This window comes from Paenibacillus sp. S-12 (assembly GCF_030363895.1).
Taxonomy (GTDB): Bacteria; Bacillota; Bacilli; order Paenibacillales; family Paenibacillaceae; genus Paenibacillus_B; species Paenibacillus_B alvei.
Genome location: NZ_JASIUF010000018.1, coordinates 1 through 18517, shown reverse-complemented (window position 1 = coordinate 18517; position 18517 = coordinate 1). Strand labels below are relative to the sequence as shown.

Sequence of the window (18517 nt, the reverse complement as noted above, 5' to 3'; positions counted from 1 at the left end):
ATGGGAACGGACTGGAAGGGGACGAAGTTGCGTTATTGGAAGAACATGGAAGATTACGCTCGTCTGTACGGTTTGTTTGTGAAAAATTGCCTTGCTGCGAGCATGGAATACCGCTTCAATTTCTGGATGGGGATTACGGTGGAAATCGCCTTTTTATGTGCTAAAGCACTCTATATCCTGATCGTATATCAGACCGATCTTCATATTGGCAATCTGACGCCGGATCATATTCTCCTGTTCATTGGCACTTATACAATGATGACGGGATTGTACATGGGCTTATTCTATGTGAACTTCATTCGTCTTCAGCAATACGTCCGCGATGGGACACTTGATCTGCTGCTGACGAAGCCGGTATCGCTGCAATTTATTGTATCGCTGCGCTATGTCGATATTGGCCTGCCTATCCCGAATGTCGTGGCAGGAGCGGTTATGATCGGCATCGGCTGGCATCGTGCGGGCCTTCCGCTAGATGGCAATATTCTGGGATTTGCAGGTTTGTTGATATCAGCGCTTGTTGTCACATATGGCATTATGCTGCTGCCCGCGCTGCTCGCGTTCCGCTTCGTCCAGACTGGGGCAGTGACCGAAATCGCGCATTCTATTTGGGATGCGAACAATATGCCGCTGGACATTTTTCCGCGTTGGCTGCAGCGAATCGGGGTATATGTAATTCCGATATTCCTCATTAGCAACTATGCGCCGAAGTTCGTGCTCCAAGAGTTGAGCGCAGGCGATATATTATGGGCCGTTGCTGCGCCTCTCTTGCTGCTGCTTTTAACGCGATGGTGCTGGAAGCGATCTGTAGCCGGGTATAGCAGTGCCGGAAGCTAGTCGAGCGATATGGAACGGAAAGGGATGAGAAGGGGTGACATCGAATGGCTGAACGAGAACTGGCACCGTCGTTTATGCGGGAAAGACAGCGTTATGAGCAGGGCTTCCTGGATTGCAGGAATGTCCAAGTGTCCATTGCGCTGCAGGAATGGGGAATTCCTGTCGAGGTGTTGTATTACAATGCATGGGAGAGCACGCGCTCTATTTATGAGCATTTATATGTGCACAAGAAGCTGCCTTGGTTATACGAATCCCCATGCCTAACTCCATCTGAGCTTGAGCTCATCGGAGTGCCGTACCGTGAGATACCATATGCAACTTATGAAGATGCCGCCGCAATTTTACAAGCACTTGATTTTACAGAGGAAGCAGCTTTCTTCTGGATCGTGTGCGGCGAATCGCCGTATGTGAAGCCAGGATTCTATGGTCATCCGCAATCTGTGCATTCTGTGTGGGTTCGCGGCCTGTCCAGCGCTGCAGCAAATACAGCCCCCTACTCCGAAGAGGGCGCATCCGTTCCGGGATATTGTGTCCGAGATACCTTTCCAGAGTTTGAAGGCTTCGTATCCGAGGCCAATTTCCGCCGTATGATAGACAGCCCTTATATAAAGGCCGAAGATCGAAAGGCGTTCCTTATTCAGAGGCCGGATCAAGTATTGAAGGTGGATATGGAGCGGATAATAGAGCGATTTGCGGAGCGGCAAAAGATACTGGATCTGAGTGACGAAGCAGTCTTTTACGAATGGATCCTTTATTCGATAAATCAGCAGGAGCCAGTGGTATTTCCGGATTGGGTGCAGCTATATTATTGCAATTCCCATGCATTCAGATTCCTTGCTGGCTCTCGATATGCCTATTCCTGCTTCGCTGCGGCGCTAATGTCCAACGATCATCCTTGGGTAGGACAGCTTCGGGAAATTGCCCGCAAGGCAGACATGCTGAAAAATGTCTTCTTATTAGCCGCTCAGAGCGGACGTGTGGATGGTTATGCGGTTCTTCGTATGTGCAGACAACTGCAAAAGCTTGAACAAGAGTGGCTTGCGGATGGTTATTTGGAGCTTGGCCGCACCGCACCGCTTCCAAAATAAAAAGGAACCGCCTATAGTTATGTTCATGCGCAAGCGGTTATATAGGGGAAGTTCAAGCTTGAACGGCAGAGTACAGGACCACAAAAGAAAGGCAAGCATAAAACAAAGCAAGCATAAAACAAAGGGGCAGCATACGCTGCCCCTTTGTTATTTCTTTATAAAGTGGAATGACGACCAGCTTCCTTCATCACTTATGCAACAGGCTTCGGATTGGTCATGGAAAGCAACTCCTGCATGCTCGTCTTTCTCACATCACCAAGCGTGCTGCCGATTAAGTTCGTATACCCGTCAATCGTTGCCATACGTCCATTGTAACGCTGGAAGTACTTATGCCAGACGATGTCGAGCGCTTCAGTGCCCGTTTGCTGCACCCATTGAACCATAAGTGCTCCTCCTTTGACGCGATAGAGGAGCTCGGAATACTGACCAACATGATAGGCCGGAGTCGTTACTTGCTTCTGGAACAGAACGGCAGGCCATTGTTCAGAAGGAAGGGCGAGTGCTTCACCACTCGGATCACGCCACGAGCTTGTTGCCGAAAGATTCGGGTAATTGCCGTTCCATAGTGTCATTGGCCAAGGTGCGCCTTCCTGCTCATGACGATAATAGTGGGCAGCGAACTCAGACAGTCCTTCTTCCAAAAAGCCCTCCGTCAGCGAATTATGCCCAATCGCAAGCGAAAACCATTGCTTGGCAATGGAACGAAGCACATCCTGTGACAGCACTCCTTGCTCACTTCCAACTGCGCCAAGTTGATTAAATAGAATGACCTCATTCAAGCTGTCTGTCATTTCTGGGAATGGGGCTTCAACGAACTTCCAATGCTTAGTCGGCAAAACTCCAATTTTATCAGAGTAAAAACCGATCGCATTCTGCAACGCAGCCGTATACTTCTGCATCTGCTCCTGGTTCGGCTGCTCGAAGGTGAATACAGACAACAGGCCGCCGCCAGGCAGCTCCGCTTTCGTTTCTATATAGTTAGGGCTGGCATAGAATCCGAATTGGCGTGCATTCTGCACTTTTGTATGCACAATTTTCCGTTCATTTTCCACACGCTGATCCATCATCGTTCCCGTCATCGCCACATTCCATGCGGCAGGCATGTTCAAGCTTACATCATAATCAGCGGTATAGAAAAAGTCACTCTTGTAGCGTGGATTATTTGGAACCCGGTTCCAGCCGCCGCGGATCGAATCGAACACAGCCAACTGTGGTGTCCAGTAGGTTCCACCCACGTAATTTTCGGTATAGGATAGCCGCTGAGCACCATATGGAATCTGTATATCATAAAGAATTCGAAGGGATATCGTATCCATGGGAGCCAAGCTCTGATTAAGATTGACGGTCATGGATTGGTTCGCATGCTTAAATTCCAAGGGTTTTCCGTCCAGAGTCGTTATTTTTTTGGTCGTAACGCCGCCAAAAAAACGATCCTCCATGTTATGGCCTTCTTGAGGCGATTGCTTGCGTATCTCTTCATTGCGCTGCTTGTATTGAATAGACATTGTTTCCGGCTTGCGGTAGCTGTCTGCGAACCAATGGAACACAAGTTCATTGAGATTCCGGTTAAATACATTGCGTATTTTGACGACAGCCTGCGCTTGCAGCGTTCGTGTCTGTTCATTCCATTTCGCATGGATCTGATATTGAATCGGAGACGAGGAGGCATCCTCCTTCTTCGCCGTGCTCTCACTCTTGCTTCCCATAGCGCACCCGGCTAACAGCTGGGTGATCAGGCAGATGACTAGCAGGGTAACAGCCAGCTTCCATCGTGTGGGACGCGGTTGGATGTGTGGGGGTATGCTGCTCATGGGTGGCCCTCCTTCCGCCGATAAATAGGTGTGGTTGTTGAGCATAGTATGTTAACTCCATTGTAGTAGATTGATAGGGAATATATCTATTGATTTGACTTACGCAAGCTTACAGTTTTGTCATAATCCTAGAATATGGTACTATTAATTAAGGGGATATGCATTCTATTAATTTTTGGAAACATCAACAAACCTACTAGAGAGAGAAAGGGATGAATTCGGTGATTCTCCGAAAACCGATGTTACCTCACTCGATAACCGAATCCGATATTGTTGTATTGGATTCCCTGCGAACAAAGATGAATTTTCTACAAATCACTTCTAAAGATGCCGAATGCCTGCGTCGTTTGGCCCCATACATGGAAAAATACGCAGAAGCGATTACAGACCGCCATTACGATTTATTGTTCGAACTGCCTGAAATGAAGCAGATGATCGATCAGCACAGTACAAGAGCGCGATTGAAAGGCACGTTCGTCTCCTATTTGAAATCTATCCCTCAAGTTGCCTTTGATGAAGAATACGTACAAATGAGAGAACGGATTGGTCAGGTGCACAGCCGTATTCAATTAGAGCCGGAATGGTTTATTGCCTCTTTCCTGCGTGTCTATGAATATCTGGTTCCTATCATTGTGAGTGATTTCCGCTCCAACGATGCATCAGCGATCCTAATGGCACTCCACCGGATTGTCATGCTGGACGCCCAAATTGTTCTGGAATCCTATCAATCTGCTACGGAATACCGACTGATGGACAATAACAGCGATATTATGGAAATGTTGATTCAAACCGATGGATTGCACACGATGCTTACCGCTGCCGAGCGATCCTTGCAGGATGTGATGGACATTCAGGCAGCTACTGAGCAATTGACGGCGTCCATTGAAGAGGTAGCCGCCCAAACTGCGGATTCCGCCACGAATACAGAAAACATGATAGCGGCGCTTCAGGAAAATCGCACCATTGTCGAGGAGACAATCGAAGGCTTCGAGATGATGAATGATTTATTCTTAGATACGCGCACACGCTTTGATCAGTTGCAGCGTTCCATGCAAAAATTGACGGATGTCGTTCACTTAATCGATACGGTCGCTGGTGAAACACAGCTTCTAGCGTTAAATGCTTCCATTGAAGCGGCGCGTGCAGGAGAAGAGGGGCGTGGTTTTGCCGTGGTAGCTGGCGAAGTTCGCAAGCTGTCCGATCAGACGAAGGTAGCTGTACACGATGTCTATGAAGTCATCGAGACCATTCAAGGAATGGCAACCGCAGTGCAGGAGCGGACGGAAGATATGTCAGTGCAAATGGATATCCAGCACAATAAAAATAAAAGCGCTTTCGAGCAGTTGGAGCGAATGATGCAGACGGTCAAAGAGGTAGGCTCTACTGAGGATGCGATTGCAGCAATCGTGGAGCAGCAGGCAGATGCGACACAAGAGATTACGGCCGGTATGACTGGCATTGTGAAAAATACAGAAGAGATGATGTCCACGGCTAAATCCACGGGGCTGCACATTTATACAACAAGCCAATCCGTCGAGGCCCTGCGCAAAAAGTCGCTTGAATGGTTCCGTCATCTGGATGAAGCACAATGGATTCGCATCATGAAGACCGACCATATGCTTTGGAAGTGGTGTACGTATAATCGGCTTCTTGGCTTCGATGAGAGCGATCCGGCGGTTATGGAGAATTTCCATCAATGCCGACTTGGCAAATGGATTGAAAAAGAGCAGAGCCGCAAGGATTCGACGGTGGCTAATCTTCCAGAGTTTAAGGAAATGGTGGCGCTGCATGAGAAGCTGCATCGATTGGCAGGCGAGGTTGCACGCCAGATAGATATCGGACATCGAGATACGGCGATAACTGCGTATCGAGAAATGAGTGATATTTCTCAGGAATTGCTGACGCAGCTGGATGTGCTGCGATCACAGCTAGAGCGCCGTCCGTTGAAGAAGCACGCTTAACGGAAAAGGTTAGGAAAGAAGAAGTTTTCTATCTAAAATATATGAATTTATGATCATATATTAAAATAAAGGGAAGGGAGCACCCAATGTGGTATCTTGGTATCTCCCTTCCCTTTATTTATGTTTTTGGACAGTTCTCTTGTATAGGTGGAACACGAGACTAAGAGCGCGGCGCCCACAGCATAATCGCAACTCCGATCAGGCAGAAGACGGCTCCTGCCATATCGTAAACGTCTGGCGCCTTCTTATCGACCCACCAGCCCCATAAAATCGCAAGAATAATAAACACGCCTCCGTATGCAGCATATACGCGTCCGAATGAGGGAAAGGATTGAAACGTAGGGATAACGCCGTAGGCAACTAAAATCAGGCCGCCCACAATTCCATACCAGAGCGGACGTGCTTCGCGCAGCCACAGCCATACGAGGTAGCCGCCGCCGATTTCGGCGAGTCCGGCGATAATAAATAAGAGGATCGCGATGAACATAGCTTGTCTCCTTTTGCATGCATGGACAGCAACAACCCCGGCCACTGCAGAGGTGTCCGGGGCGATTGCTTCATAGAAGCAGCTTATCGGCCTCTATGCTTTTCTTTCCGCTTTTGAATGCGAATGCTCCGTTTTTTCTCCTGTAATGCTTCGCGTTCTTCCCGAGAGCGGCATGTGCGCTCCTTCTTCCTGCTCTCGTAATCAAGACGCAGTGCTTCCTGGGATTGCGTTGATATGCCACGCTGCTTCATTTCCATTGCGGCACGTCTTGCCAGCCGCTTCGGATTGATGCGGCGCAGCTGCTCTTGGGCGCCTACAGCAGTTTGCGTGACCCGCTCTATTAGCGGCATCATGAATACTTCCACAAATTCAAGCACTTCTGCATCCTTTGGCTCTGCTCCGAATACATGGCGGCAAGCCTTCAGACGCCCGTGGACAGTGTCCTCTACGATGCCGATCCAGAATGGGCCTTCAAAAAATACGGTCAACTTCACACTCGATTCCCCCTTTGTAATAAAGAGTGATGGACATCCCAAGGGGGGGAAGGTTACTGATCCCGACTGTCAATCGGAACGTTCGGACTACCAACCGAAGCTGTGTTTTTTCACTCCTTTCGAGTATATCGTAAATAGACGAAGTTCCCAAGATAAATATGCCGTTATCTCAGTACAAATGAGGCTGTAGGCAGCTATTAGAAATGTAGGGGATGGCGTTATATATCAGCGGTTTTACGCTGTAGAAGCGAGGGGAAGAGATGAGGGTCATGTCACATCCGAATCTGTGGAAAAGCTCGCTAGGGAGCTTCCACAGATGAAGTGGGATGGAGGAAATGCACTTATTCTATGTGCAGGATTACTTATCAGATTCTGAATCCAATTGACTCCATTTGTTGCCGAACACGGGAGGAGTATACTGAAGCAGCTTCTCCACCAACTCAGCGGGATCTGCTGAAGAGAGAATAAGCAGTTCATGCTCTTGCTTTACAAAGCCTGCTTGAATGGAATGGCGCACCATTTCCAGCATTGGTGAGAAATAGCCTTCAACGTTCAAGACGCCGATAGGCTTCTGATGAATGCCGATTTGCGCCCAACTGATGACCTCGAACAATTCCTCGAACGTACCGAATCCGCCAGGCAGCGAGATAAATCCATCAGACAGATCTATCATCGTTTTCTTGCGTTCATGCATGTCTTTTACTTCGATGAGTTCCGTCAAGCTGGTATGTACAACTTCCCCGCGGAACAGTCCGCGCGGCATAACGCCTGTTACCTTGCCGCCAAGACGCAGCACTTCGTTGGCAACTTCGCCCATAAGTCCGACCTTGGAGCCTCCATATACGAGCTCAATGTTCTTCTCCGCGAGCACGCGGCCAAGAGCTTGAGCGCTATTTGCGAAGTTGGGATGCGTCCCCAAATTGGAACCGGAATATACACATAATCTTTTCACGAGTCATGCCTCCTCATCTGGTATACTTTATTAAGTATAGACATCATTGGTCAGGAAAGGAAGTTAATTTACGATGGAGATGAAGCCATTTCAACAATGGGTGCAGCAATTTTATCAGGAACGGGAATGGTCGCAGTACAATCCGTTTATTCGCGTCGGCTTCCTGATGGAGGAAGTCGGTGAGGTAGCCCGTGTTGTTCGAGCGCTGGAAATTGGCCGCGACCGTCCGGACGAGGGCGAACGAAGCAAGGATGAATTGCGTCAAGAGCTGGTGGAAGAGCTTGGTGACGTGCTGGCAAATGTCATTGTCCTGTCGGAGAAGTATGATATTGACCTGAGTGAAATTGCACAGGCGCATATGGACAAGCTGACGAAACGATTCGGCGGATAATGAAATTTATAGATGGATGAAGCAGAAGAGATTCATGGTTCGTTGTTCCGCTCTGGAACGTTCCGAATTGGATACACAATAAAGCAAATCATGGCGAATACGAGTGCGACGATTGGGATACCTGCCAGCATGAGCCTGATCCCGAAAATGGCTGCGTCAGGTTGATGAGCGCTATTGGCTATATAGCCGCTGGATTCGAGCACCGTGCTCATAATGATGGCTTGCAGGGAGACGCCAAATCGGATAATGAATCCGTTCATGCCGAAATACATACCTTCGCGTCGAGCCCCCGTCGTGCGCTCATCTTCGTCGATGACCTCGGAAAGCAGGATGTCGAGCAGGATGATGAGCCCAGCAAGGCTGAACCCAATGATTGCGCCCGCAATATATGCGCCTGCTTCCGTAGAGACGAGCATAAGCGGGGCAAGGGCAAACATGTAGCATAGGATGGCTGCAATCATGGTTTTGCGTGGCCCGTAACGTTTTGTCCAATACGCCCATACGTAAACAAATGGAATTGCAGTAACAAAAACAAGCCCGAGCATGATGGTGTTGGCGCTTTCATTTGCGTGCAGCGCATATTTCGTGAAGAATGGGATAGCTGCGGTTAGAAGGGCAAAGGTCAGTTGTACAAAAAAACCGCCGAGCACATAGGTGACAAAGGAACGGTTAGAGAACGTATATACAATTGCCTCCCATAATCCAATTGTGCGCGCAGATGCCTGCTCATTTTCCTTCGAACCCCAGATCATTACCGCTAGAAATACAGCCGATACGATTCCAAAAGTAACCCCCATTGCGCCCCATCCATATTCCGTGTACACAAGCGGAGGCGCTGCTACCCCTGCAATCATGCCCAATATGCCGAACATTTGCTTCCACGAGGAAGCAGTCGCTCTTTCCTTCATCGTTACGAACATTTCCGGAAATAATGCAGAGTAGTTCAAAATGACAAGAACGTACAGAATATCGTACAGCAGAACAAGCACGATAAAATACCAAAACAATCCATCGCCTGAAGCAAGGGGGAACCAAATTAGGGTGAATACGGCTGCGAGTGGCAGCGTACCGAATGCCATGTAAGGGATCCTCCGGCCCCATCTCGTGCGGAATCGGTCGGATACGTAGCCGAACAGCGGATTGAGCAAGGCGCCGACTAGCCCATGTATGACCATCGCGATTCCGATAAGACTTGGACGTACTCCAAGAATATCGACGTAATAGTACACAATATAAGCAGCGAACATTTGCGCCATTATATTTGCCGATATATTTCCCGAAGCGAAGGCGGCTTTGCGAATCGGTGCGATTTGCCTATTCATTTGCTCCACGCTCCTTTTAAAGCTGCTGCTATGCAAGCGGCGGCAGCAGTCCACGCTGTACATCGCGCAAGTCTCTCCAGCGAATAAGCTGAATACCTTCTTCGGCAATTACGCGGCGAATGTCAGAATCACGGAATAACCGCCACTCCATGCCGCGCTTCTCCCAATGCGGGGTAATGGCTTTCAATTCATCAGATACAAGAGAAGGATGGAGGAATATTTCAGTAATCCCTGGCAGCAATCCTCGGAGGAGCGCTTCCGCCTTGGCTTTGACTTGCGCATACGTCTCCCCAGGAATCCACTCATAAGGAAGTCCGAGGAGCGTATCAAGAATGACAATCCCCTTGGCATCTGCCAGTTCAATTCGGCTCTTGGCCATGCGCTCCATTTCTGAACTTAGCTTCATGCCTCCGATTCGTCTTGGCATGCGGAACGGAAGGCCGTATGCTGCACACACATCAAACACAACATCAAGGAAGTCCCTCCCTGACGCAAGTCCATACAGACTTCCCATATGATTGTCAGCATGGGTAATATTGATGCCGAGCCGCCTTGCTGCTTCGATTTGGCTAATCATTTCACAGCGAACCTGCTCGGGATCGGCCATGCGCTCGATTGTCAGGCAATTATCAGGGAGGTAACCTTCCTCGGTTAACAGTGTGGAAATATCGCGCGAACGATTCATTGCTGACCATTTGTAACCTTCCCACTCACTTGTAAAGGTGAGATGCACGCCAATGTCCAGTTCAGGATGAGCGGCGCTCCACCGAGCAGCCTCCTTGGCCCATCCGCATGGCATCATAATGGAGGCAGAGCAAATGGAGCCCTCCTCGAGAAGCTGCATGATGCCCATATTCGTGGCATGGCACATGCCAAAATCGTCAGCATTGATAATCAGCAATCGATCGTTTGCCTCATATCCCAATGCCTTCATTACATTCATGTCCATCGCCTCCACCCGAGTAATTGGATTGGTGCGCCCAACCGGTATATCGTATGCATCTTAATATATTCGAGAGTCTGAGGTAACTTGCGTACGGATATTTTTCATGAAGCCATATTGTTCAATATGGAGAGCTGCTTCTGATTTTGGAGTAGCTCTAATATGTTAGTCATAGGCGAAGATGCATCCTGGAAGGAGGGATGGACAATGGCATGGGATATCATTCGAATACCTTGGACGACGTATCGAGGAGCGGAAGCGACGGAACGGCTGCCAGAAGTTCTTCTTCAGCTGCAGGATGCGTCTACGATTGCTGAAGCGGAGCAAGCCAGTTCACTGATCGAAATGACCGTAGTTGTACAGGGCTCGCTTTATGAGGCGGCTGTGCCAACCGTCATTTGTCTGTTAAGCATGATTCAGCGGACAACGGATGCTGCACGCCCCTTCATGCTGGAGCTATTGGTTCTCATTGCTTCAGGCGAGCCGGCTGATAGTGAGAAAGAGAATGGAAATGCCCGCGTCGCTGAAACATGCATGCGTGAAATTTCCCGCGGTACTGCTCTCTATGCTCATTTGCTGGAATACGGGCGAGGGGCGGAACGGCTGCACTGCATCGACTTGCTTGGTTTATGTGCACAGCGGGATCGATCGCTTAAAGAAAGAGTTCGTTGGATGTACCGGCGGGTATTGCAATACGAGAATAATGAGCGAATTCGGGAGTTCCTCGAATATTGGCTGAGGGAGCTGGTTTAGCAGAGCAGCTAATAGTTCCAAGTGAGGTAAGAGAATAATGAATATAATCCATATAACCTTCATTTTGGATTTTACCCATAAATAGATGGTTTCTATTGTGAGTCGATTCAGAAGTTAAAAAAGGTCGAGTTAGGGGGATCCCTTCAACTCGACCTTTTAGTTTCAAGAAGTTTGGATATCATCACACATAAAAGTCATAAAAATATTCATTTCTCCATTGCGGTGCAGAGAGTGTTTGTTTATACTTACCATTACAATAATGATAATCATTATCAATATCGAATTGAAAATAGGAGGGAAGTATACGTGACTATATTCAAATGGAATCGTATAGGACAGTTGACATTGGTATCGACCGTTATAGCATCATTATTGACGTCATGCGGTGGGGGAAGCGTACCGACAGGATCAGAACAAACTGCGCCAAGCAATGCATCCACAACAACAACACATAGTACTGAGCAAGCAACTGTCTTAAGCAATCAAGCCGCAACCCGTCCGTTCACGGATTGGACCGGTCATACAGTAGAAGTGCCTGCACATCCGCAGCGTATTATCTACCATGGGGAAACGACTGGAGACCTTCTGGCGCTTGGGATTACACCTGTTGGAATTTTACATAAAAGTATACTTGGTACCACTTACGAGAATCGGTTGTCAGGATCCACGGATATCGGATTTCCTTTCAGTGTCGAGAAGGCGGTAGAAGTTGATCCTGACCTCATCATTATTGCCAACAACGACGAAACGGTATATACCCAAGTATCGAAGATCGCTCCAACGGTTACCTTCGATTCTTTCGCATCTCTTCCAGAGCGAATGCGCGTATTAGGCAAATTGTTTGGCAAGGAAAAGGAGGCTGAACAATGGCTGGAGCGTTACACAAAGAAAGAAAAAGCAATGTGGAACAAGATTCGGGAACAAGGTGTTAAGCCAGAAGAGACTGCATCTGTAATCACCATGTATCCCGGCAATCGTTTGTTCGTGATGGTGTCGGCTGGGTTGCCTCAGTTATTATACGGAGAGTTGGGCTTCAAGCCTGTTTCACTTGTCCAGGACATAGTAAGAAACGGCACTGGATTTATGGAGATTTCGCTGGAAAAGCTGCCTGAGTATGCTGGAGACCGGATCTTCATATTAAAGCCGATCGATGCATCTGCAAAAAAAGATTCGGACGAGCTTCTGAAGAGCAAGGTTTGGACTCAGCTCCCTGCAGTGAAGAACGGACACGTATACGAATTCGATATCAACAAAGCGGGGAGCGATGCGACGTCTCGAGAATGGCTTCTTGATGAGCTGCCTAGATTACTTCAGTCTAAGTCGTAATAAAGAAATAAAGGAGTTTAATGGAAACATTAAAAGTCAACGAAAATCTAATTAGAAAGTGGATGGAGTAAAGAGAGAGAAGTCCGGCAATTTAGGCTGGACTTCTCTTTTTGTAGGTAAAGAATATCGCTAATTGTATTTGAATACTAGCTTTTTAATATCTATACTGCCAGAAGCTTGATTATCGAGTCCTCTTATTATTATGTATACTAGAGCGCGAACAGACCCTTGAGGGATTTGCCCATTATTTCGCAACGTTACAAAATCTGTATTAGGTTGAGAGTGTTCTGTAATGTTGGCCCCGATAAATTGGTTATTAGCATCCATAAAATCGATATACAATTGCACTTTTGCACGCTCTAGGTGCTTTACATGAATCTTCCCACTAACTTCGAAATTTTTCGAGGGATCGACCTTCACATTTTGAAAAATACTTAGTAGACCGTTTGTTTGAATCCCCGAACCCGCAATATTTTGAGCATGCTGTTGGTTGATCTGTTTAATTTGATAATTGCTATTTCCCGTCAACCACGTCCATTTATACCAAGAATCGCCAATTTCATCTTGATCGGGATAAATCTTAAATTCAGGATTTGATAGTAAATTTCGTTCACTTGAATATTGAAGGTTAATGGAATCTACATACATGCTGCCGGAAGACTGGTTTGTCAAACCTCGAATGATTGCATGAACGACTACCTTCTCTGCATTTGCAGGAGTAGTGCCTGAATTTGAAAGAACGATAAAATGTCCATTTGTTGGATATTCATACTCTGTGATACTGGCGCCTATATATTGGCCTTTGGCATCCATAAAGTCCAAATATAATTGAACTTTACTGCCTTTCAATTGCTCGACTTGGAATAATCCGCTAATCGTAAAATCTCGATTTTTCTCCACTTTTATCGTTTGGGTAACGGCAACCAGGTCATTGACTCCCATTTCTGATGCAGTAATTTTTTGGACATGATTGCTCTCGAGCCGAGCAGTTTCGAAGTGAGATTTGCCTGTGCTCCATACCGTCTTTCTCCAATCATCTGCTAGTTCAGAACCAAGCTCAGATTGGAATGATGGATTCGATACTAGATTGTGATCAGAGCTGTATGCAAGTCGGATGGAACTTACATTGATGATTCCTGAACCCTGGTCATTGGTTGCACGAAGAAGGGCGTAAACAATTGCTTTTTTTGCTGAAGCAGGAACGCGACCATGATTTGATAGCGTGATGAATCCACCATTTGTAGGGTGTTCCCACTCTGTAACATTGGCTCCAACATAGCTGCCGTCAGCACCAATGAAGTCTATGTACAATTGGACTTTCGCATGATTCAACTGCTCTACTGTTAATGTAGCATTTGTAACGAATTCTCTGTCTGCGGCGACGTCAATGATTTGACTAACGCCGACCATACCGTTGTTGATGATACCCTCGCCAGTTATTTTTTGTAAGTTGTTGTTTCCGGACTTTACAATAGAAAAGCTGCTGCTTGCTGCTCCCCATGTTTCTGTTCTCCAATCTTTCGCCTCGCCGGTTTCCATTGTTTCCTTGAAATAAGAGTTGCGTACTAGATTCTTAGGAATCGATACAGGATTTTTATTTATTTTCCGAACGATCATATTTCCATTCTTATCATACTCATATTTTGTTTGTGTATCGTTAGAAGTCGTTTTCACTAAGTTGTTATTCCCGTTATATTCATATTCTGTTATCCCTGCAGAAAAAGCGGACGTATTTATGGCAGGGGCCAATCCAAAAAGCAAAAGAAATAGGCCGATCAGTTTTTTCATTCGATTTATACCTCCGTGAGTGACTATATGAACATAGTATACATGGAAACATTTCTATAAGGTGATAAAAAGAACAACGATGTTATAAAACACGCCAAAATAATACCCGTTTGTTCTTATTTATGTAAATTAATGTCTGTCATGCTGCGCGGGTCAGCAGATATAGTAAATATAGAAAATAGGAAACCTATATAAGGCAGGGGTACATGGTAATGGTGAAGGATGTAAAGAAGCTGTTCATATGCATCACTATCATGATTGTTTTTATGATTGGGACAAACTTGATTTACGGGGACAAAGCACTTGCTCAAGAAGGGCAAAAGGAATCGCAGCAAGTGTTTATTAACTTGTCTACAGATGCAAAGAAAAACGATTACATATACGATGCTGACGGAAGATTGATCGCTGCTTTTCAAGCAGATGGCACTTATATGTCTTATATCTATGATTCTAACGGAAATCAAATCAATCGAAAAAAAGGGAGCCAGACAGCACAGCCAACAATCAATTTGTCGGCTCTATCCTATGAGATCTATATAAGAGGGATACGTAGTAATGCTGAACAGGTATATTTCCCTACTTGGACTGATCGTAATGGTCAAGATGATATTGATCGGATCAAGGGAACGAAGGTGTCTAATGGAGTATGGAAAGCGACTGTTTTTTTCAAAAATCACGGTATGGAAACAGGCTCTTATATTACTCATATTTATGATGGGGATCGTATGGTTGCATCGACAATCGTTAATGTGGGCTTTAACGTGAAAGTACGCAGTCCAGAAAAAGCGTCATTGAAGGACGAGTCTTATGATATTTACATTGATGGTGTAGGCTCCAATGTGAATGAGGTTAGGTTTCCGACTTGGACAGAGGCAAATGGCCAAGACGATCTGGAGCAACCTTGGATTAGAGGAGTCAATCAAGGGAACGGTACATGGAAAATAACGATTCCATTCAAGAAGCATAATTATGAGACAGGAAAGTATATCACACATATTTATAGCTTTGACAAATATGGAAACAACATGATGCTTGGCGCGGCAGAGGTAAATGTGACAGGTGGAACTCAGTATCCGCTCGAGACGAATCTATCTAGTGTGTCCTACGATATTGCCATTTATGGTCTGGATCAGAATACGCAGAAGGTTCAGTTCCCAACGTGGACAGCTCACAATGATCAGGATGACTTGAAATGGATTGAGGGAAGTAAAGTAGCGAATGGAGTATGGAAAGCAACTGTACTTTATAGTGAGCATAATCAGGAGGCTGGCAGCTATATTACCCATATCTATGCGGATGGGAAATTTGTAGATGGTTTTATCGTTACGGTTCGCGGCAACAACGTTCAACTTAGAGCTCCGCAAGAGGTGAAGAAAAGCGATGGTTCATATGAAATTTTTGTAGAAGGAGTTCCTACTAGCATCAATGAAGTCAGATTTCCAACATGGACGGATCACAATGGACAAGATGATCTTGAACATCCATGGATGAAAGGAGAACAAGTAAAGCCGGGTGTATGGAAAATCCGAATTCCTTTCAGTAAACATAATAATGAATCAGGTACATACATTACGCATGTCTATACGGTTGATCAATACGGAAATATGATGGCCGTAGCATGGGTGCATGTTCAGGTAATGGATTGAGTCTATCACATTATCGAAGGGGAGACGAATCAATATATATACGATCAAAACGGGAATCGTACGAGCAGCATAAAACAATGAATTTAATGATGAGGAAGGTATCATATGAGAACGATAATATCGTCACTACTTATAATTCTTATGATAATGTTGCCGGCTGGCACGAGCTTTGCAGGAAACAACGTTATTTATGAATATGACCCAAATGGCAACCTGATTCGAAAATCTACTGTAAACATTGCAGATAGTAGTTACACTCCCGCAGATAAAAAGACGTTTACAGGCAAAGAAAAAGTTGCAATCAATGCCTATGGAATTAACGGCGCTGAAAATGCCAAAACAACCGTCCAATTTTGGATGAACTGGACAGGTCAAGACAATATGATGCCATTTAGCTGGGACTCGGGATATACACTTTGGCTGAACAGTAATGTATTAGGGTTCAATACGGGGAATGGGGATTTATTTGGATTTCCAGCCGAAAATATCGCGAACAAATGGGTTCAAATTACGGCTATATTTCACAACGGGGACATTACAAAAAGTGAAATCTATGTAAATGGAACAAAGCAATCGTTACAACATTACTACGACCAATCATTGGCCAAATCTGTATCTGATCATGCGACTATTTCAGGCTGGGCAAGGAGCGAAGATTACCGCTTCAAAGGACAAATATCTGATCTTAAAATCTGGAAGCGGGCGTTAACACAAACCGAAATTTCCAGCAGTGTATTTTCGAAAAATGCTGTAGCACTAGCAGATTTGGTAGGAGAATGGAAGCTAAGAGATGAGCCTGTACAATCACTGAAGTTCAACGGATTCCAACAAATGAAATTATCAGGAATTCAAGCGGATCCGAGTCCTGGTGCGCAAACAACCGTTCAATTTTGGATGAAATGGGACGGGAACCAAATCGAAATGCCCTTTAGCTGGGCTAACAGCACGTACGATTTGTACTTTAATGATCGATTATTTGGCTTCAATACAGGCAATGGGGATTTGTATGGAACCTCATCGGATTCACTAGTTAATAAGTGGGTTCACGTATCTGCAATATTTACGAATGGGGATACTTACAAAAATGAGTTGTATATCAATGGCGTTCGACAAACTCTTGCGAAGATAGGGACTGCTTCTAATCGAAATGTTGCAGATCGTGCTTACTTATCAGGATGGGATAATGATACCCACTATCAATTTCACGGAAATATAGCAGAGTTGAAAGTCTGGAATCGGGCATTACAGCCTGTTGAGATCGAAAGCGAAATGTACAAAACACCAGCCACCAACTCAAATTTAATCTACGTGTATTAGCGATATGACAGGGAGGTGAAACATATCTAAGTGAGACTGGAACGAGTGGAAAAGGCAAGGTATACATTGCAAATCCGAAATTAAAAAGAATATAGATTCAACAAAAAATGAAGTGGAGGATTTAGCCTTGAAGAGATATTTGTCAATAATTCTTGCATGTACGCTATTGTTTACAAGTATACCTACTACATCAGCACAAGACACTCCTAAGTCTGCGAACCGATCATCCAATATGACCGTCACCTCTAGCGTATACGGTGCAAATGAAACCTTATCGGACTCAGATGAGCTAATCACCGTCACCTCGATTACGGAAATGTTTGGCGTAGCAAGGGATTGGGTGGTCAATGAAATCGTGAAAGGCTACCCGCTTCATCATATTTATCAAGGGCTGCTTCTTCAAAAGCAGGGCGGATCGTATGAGCAATTTATGGAACAGCAGTATCCCTCGCTAGTTACGGATCCCCTACATGCTCATAATGCAAGTGTAACTGCTGCTGTATATGGCCCCACCTCTGTGACGGATCAAGTATATGGAGGAGAAGATCCATTATCGGTTACCGATCTAGTATACAACACCCTGCGTCGAGCGAAGAGATCGCTGAGCGACGATAGCCCATACGACAAGGTCGCGCTGCAGCGTACAGCGATTCGCTTGGATCAAGCTCCTTATGCAGTCGGTTCGGAAAGCGACCATATTTCGACCGTGGACGCTTCCTTGCGCGTAGAGGCAACGGATCTGGTCATGCCTGGATACAACGGTTTAGATTTTGCGCTGCGACGGGTATACGACAGCTCTCGAGCCAAGAACGATATTACTTACAACCCGGAAAGTTATAAGGAGAATATCACGAAACAATCAACCGATGAAGAGGGCAGATTCAAGCTCGGAAAAGGGTGGATTTGGGATATCTCCTATTTCAAAAGAGTAGACGGACAGATGTACCTTTATATTTCCGGCTTGGGCACTTACCGAATAGATGGATCTAATATTGTGGGGTATCCTTTTCATGATCTGAACTTTTCCGAATCAGAGAATGTCAAGATAGGAAATGAAAAGTCTGCGTATGAGCTTGCCAATTATAAAACAGGGGTACGGCAATATTTTAATGCCGTGGGCGACTTAATTCTAATAAAGGATAAAGACGGGAATTATATTCAATTCATATATTACGGTACAGAACTAGGTTTGATCGTGACGTCAAACAGTTCAAGAACCGGTGCCAATGCTATGATTTTTACGTATAATCCCGATAATACAATTGTCGTGGAAAGCGGAGGTCGGACAGTTGTCTATAAAAAGCAAAGAGTGACCTCTATTAAAGGAGAATCCGTCCTGGAACAAGATCTGCTGACGGAAGTCATCGATCCGATGGGACGATCCACCAAATACGATTACAGCGT

15 protein-coding genes and 1 pseudogene are annotated in these 18517 nt (G+C 45.8%); 9 read left to right on the top strand and 7 right to left on the bottom strand.

Features of this window, described 5'->3' with window-relative positions:
• Entirely contained in the window at positions 1–834 is an 834-nt protein-coding gene (locus NO352_RS17480) for an ABC transporter permease (RefSeq protein WP_289356277.1), read from the top strand.
• A gap of 44 nt (positions 835–878) precedes the next feature.
• On the top strand, positions 879–1922 hold the full coding sequence (locus NO352_RS17475) for a hypothetical protein (RefSeq protein WP_289356276.1): 1044 nt from the start codon (positions 879–881) through the stop codon (positions 1920–1922).
• A gap of 191 nt (positions 1923–2113) precedes the next feature.
• Here NO352_RS17475 and NO352_RS17470 read toward each other — a convergent pair whose 3' ends face one another.
• On the bottom strand, positions 2114–3733 hold the full coding sequence (locus NO352_RS17470) for a gluzincin family metallopeptidase (RefSeq protein ID WP_262866662.1): 1620 nt from the start codon (positions 3731–3733) through the stop codon (positions 2114–2116).
• Positions 3734–3945: 212 nt separating this feature from the next.
• Between NO352_RS17470 and NO352_RS17465 the strand changes: the two genes are divergently transcribed.
• On the top strand, positions 3946–5694 hold the full coding sequence (locus tag NO352_RS17465; RefSeq protein ID WP_289356275.1) for a protoglobin domain-containing protein: 1749 nt from the start codon (positions 3946–3948) through the stop codon (positions 5692–5694).
• A 160-nt stretch (positions 5695–5854) separates the two neighbouring features.
• Here NO352_RS17465 and NO352_RS17460 read toward each other — a convergent pair whose 3' ends face one another.
• The 3 genes from NO352_RS17460 to NO352_RS17450 all read right to left on the bottom strand — a co-directional run bounded on the left by NO352_RS17460 (position 5855) and on the right by NO352_RS17450 (position 7627).
• Positions 5855–6181, bottom strand: coding sequence for a YnfA family protein (locus NO352_RS17460; protein WP_005548880.1), 327 nt, complete (start codon positions 6179–6181; stop codon positions 5855–5857).
• 83 nt (positions 6182–6264) lie between these two features.
• Positions 6265–6675 (bottom strand): YjdF family protein, encoded by a 411-nt coding sequence (locus tag NO352_RS17455; protein WP_268620830.1) that lies wholly within the window; start codon positions 6673–6675, stop codon positions 6265–6267.
• 358 nt (positions 6676–7033) lie between these two features.
• Positions 7034–7627, bottom strand: coding sequence for an LOG family protein (locus tag NO352_RS17450; protein ID WP_005548876.1), 594 nt, complete (start codon positions 7625–7627; stop codon positions 7034–7036).
• A gap of 73 nt (positions 7628–7700) precedes the next feature.
• Between NO352_RS17450 and NO352_RS17445 the strand changes: the two genes are divergently transcribed.
• Positions 7701–8018: a MazG nucleotide pyrophosphohydrolase domain-containing protein gene (locus tag NO352_RS17445; RefSeq protein WP_005548875.1), complete on the top strand. Its 318-nt coding sequence runs from the start codon at positions 7701–7703 to the stop codon at positions 8016–8018.
• A gap of 32 nt (positions 8019–8050) precedes the next feature.
• Here NO352_RS17445 and NO352_RS17440 read toward each other — a convergent pair whose 3' ends face one another.
• Together NO352_RS17440 and NO352_RS17435 are read right to left on the bottom strand one after the other, a co-directional pair.
• Complete coding sequence (locus NO352_RS17440) at positions 8051–9340, bottom strand: MFS transporter (protein WP_289356271.1); 1290 nt, start codon at positions 9338–9340, stop codon at positions 8051–8053.
• A 28-nt stretch (positions 9341–9368) separates the two neighbouring features.
• Positions 9369–10283: a polysaccharide deacetylase family protein gene (locus tag NO352_RS17435; RefSeq protein ID WP_005548872.1), complete on the bottom strand. Its 915-nt coding sequence runs from the start codon at positions 10281–10283 to the stop codon at positions 9369–9371.
• Positions 10284–10490: 207 nt separating this feature from the next.
• Here NO352_RS17435 and NO352_RS17430 point away from each other — a divergent pair, with 207 nt between their 5' ends.
• Together NO352_RS17430 and NO352_RS17425 are read left to right on the top strand one after the other, a co-directional pair.
• A complete protein-coding gene (locus NO352_RS17430) occupies positions 10491–11036 on the top strand; it encodes a hypothetical protein (RefSeq protein WP_289356268.1) in 546 nt (181 codons plus the stop codon).
• A gap of 306 nt (positions 11037–11342) precedes the next feature.
• Positions 11343–12362, top strand: coding sequence for an ABC transporter substrate-binding protein (locus tag NO352_RS17425; RefSeq protein ID WP_289356267.1), 1020 nt, complete (start codon positions 11343–11345; stop codon positions 12360–12362).
• Between the two features lie 129 nt (positions 12363–12491).
• Here NO352_RS17425 and NO352_RS17420 read toward each other — a convergent pair whose 3' ends face one another.
• Positions 12492–14150 (bottom strand): hypothetical protein, encoded by a 1659-nt coding sequence (locus NO352_RS17420; RefSeq protein ID WP_289356266.1) that lies wholly within the window; start codon positions 14148–14150, stop codon positions 12492–12494.
• A gap of 212 nt (positions 14151–14362) precedes the next feature.
• Here NO352_RS17420 and NO352_RS17415 point away from each other — a divergent pair, with 212 nt between their 5' ends.
• The 3 genes and pseudogenes from NO352_RS17415 to NO352_RS17405 form a co-directional block, all read left to right on the top strand.
• Positions 14363–15796, top strand: coding sequence for a GBS Bsp-like repeat-containing protein (locus tag NO352_RS17415; RefSeq protein WP_289356264.1), 1434 nt, complete (start codon positions 14363–14365; stop codon positions 15794–15796).
• Positions 15797–15901: 105 nt separating this feature from the next.
• Positions 15902–17113 (top strand): LamG domain-containing protein, encoded by a 1212-nt coding sequence (locus NO352_RS17410; RefSeq protein WP_289356263.1) that lies wholly within the window; start codon positions 15902–15904, stop codon positions 17111–17113.
• Positions 17114–17240: 127 nt separating this feature from the next.
• Positions 17241–18517: pseudogene (locus NO352_RS17405) on the top strand (polymorphic toxin-type HINT domain-containing protein); the annotation flags it as partial.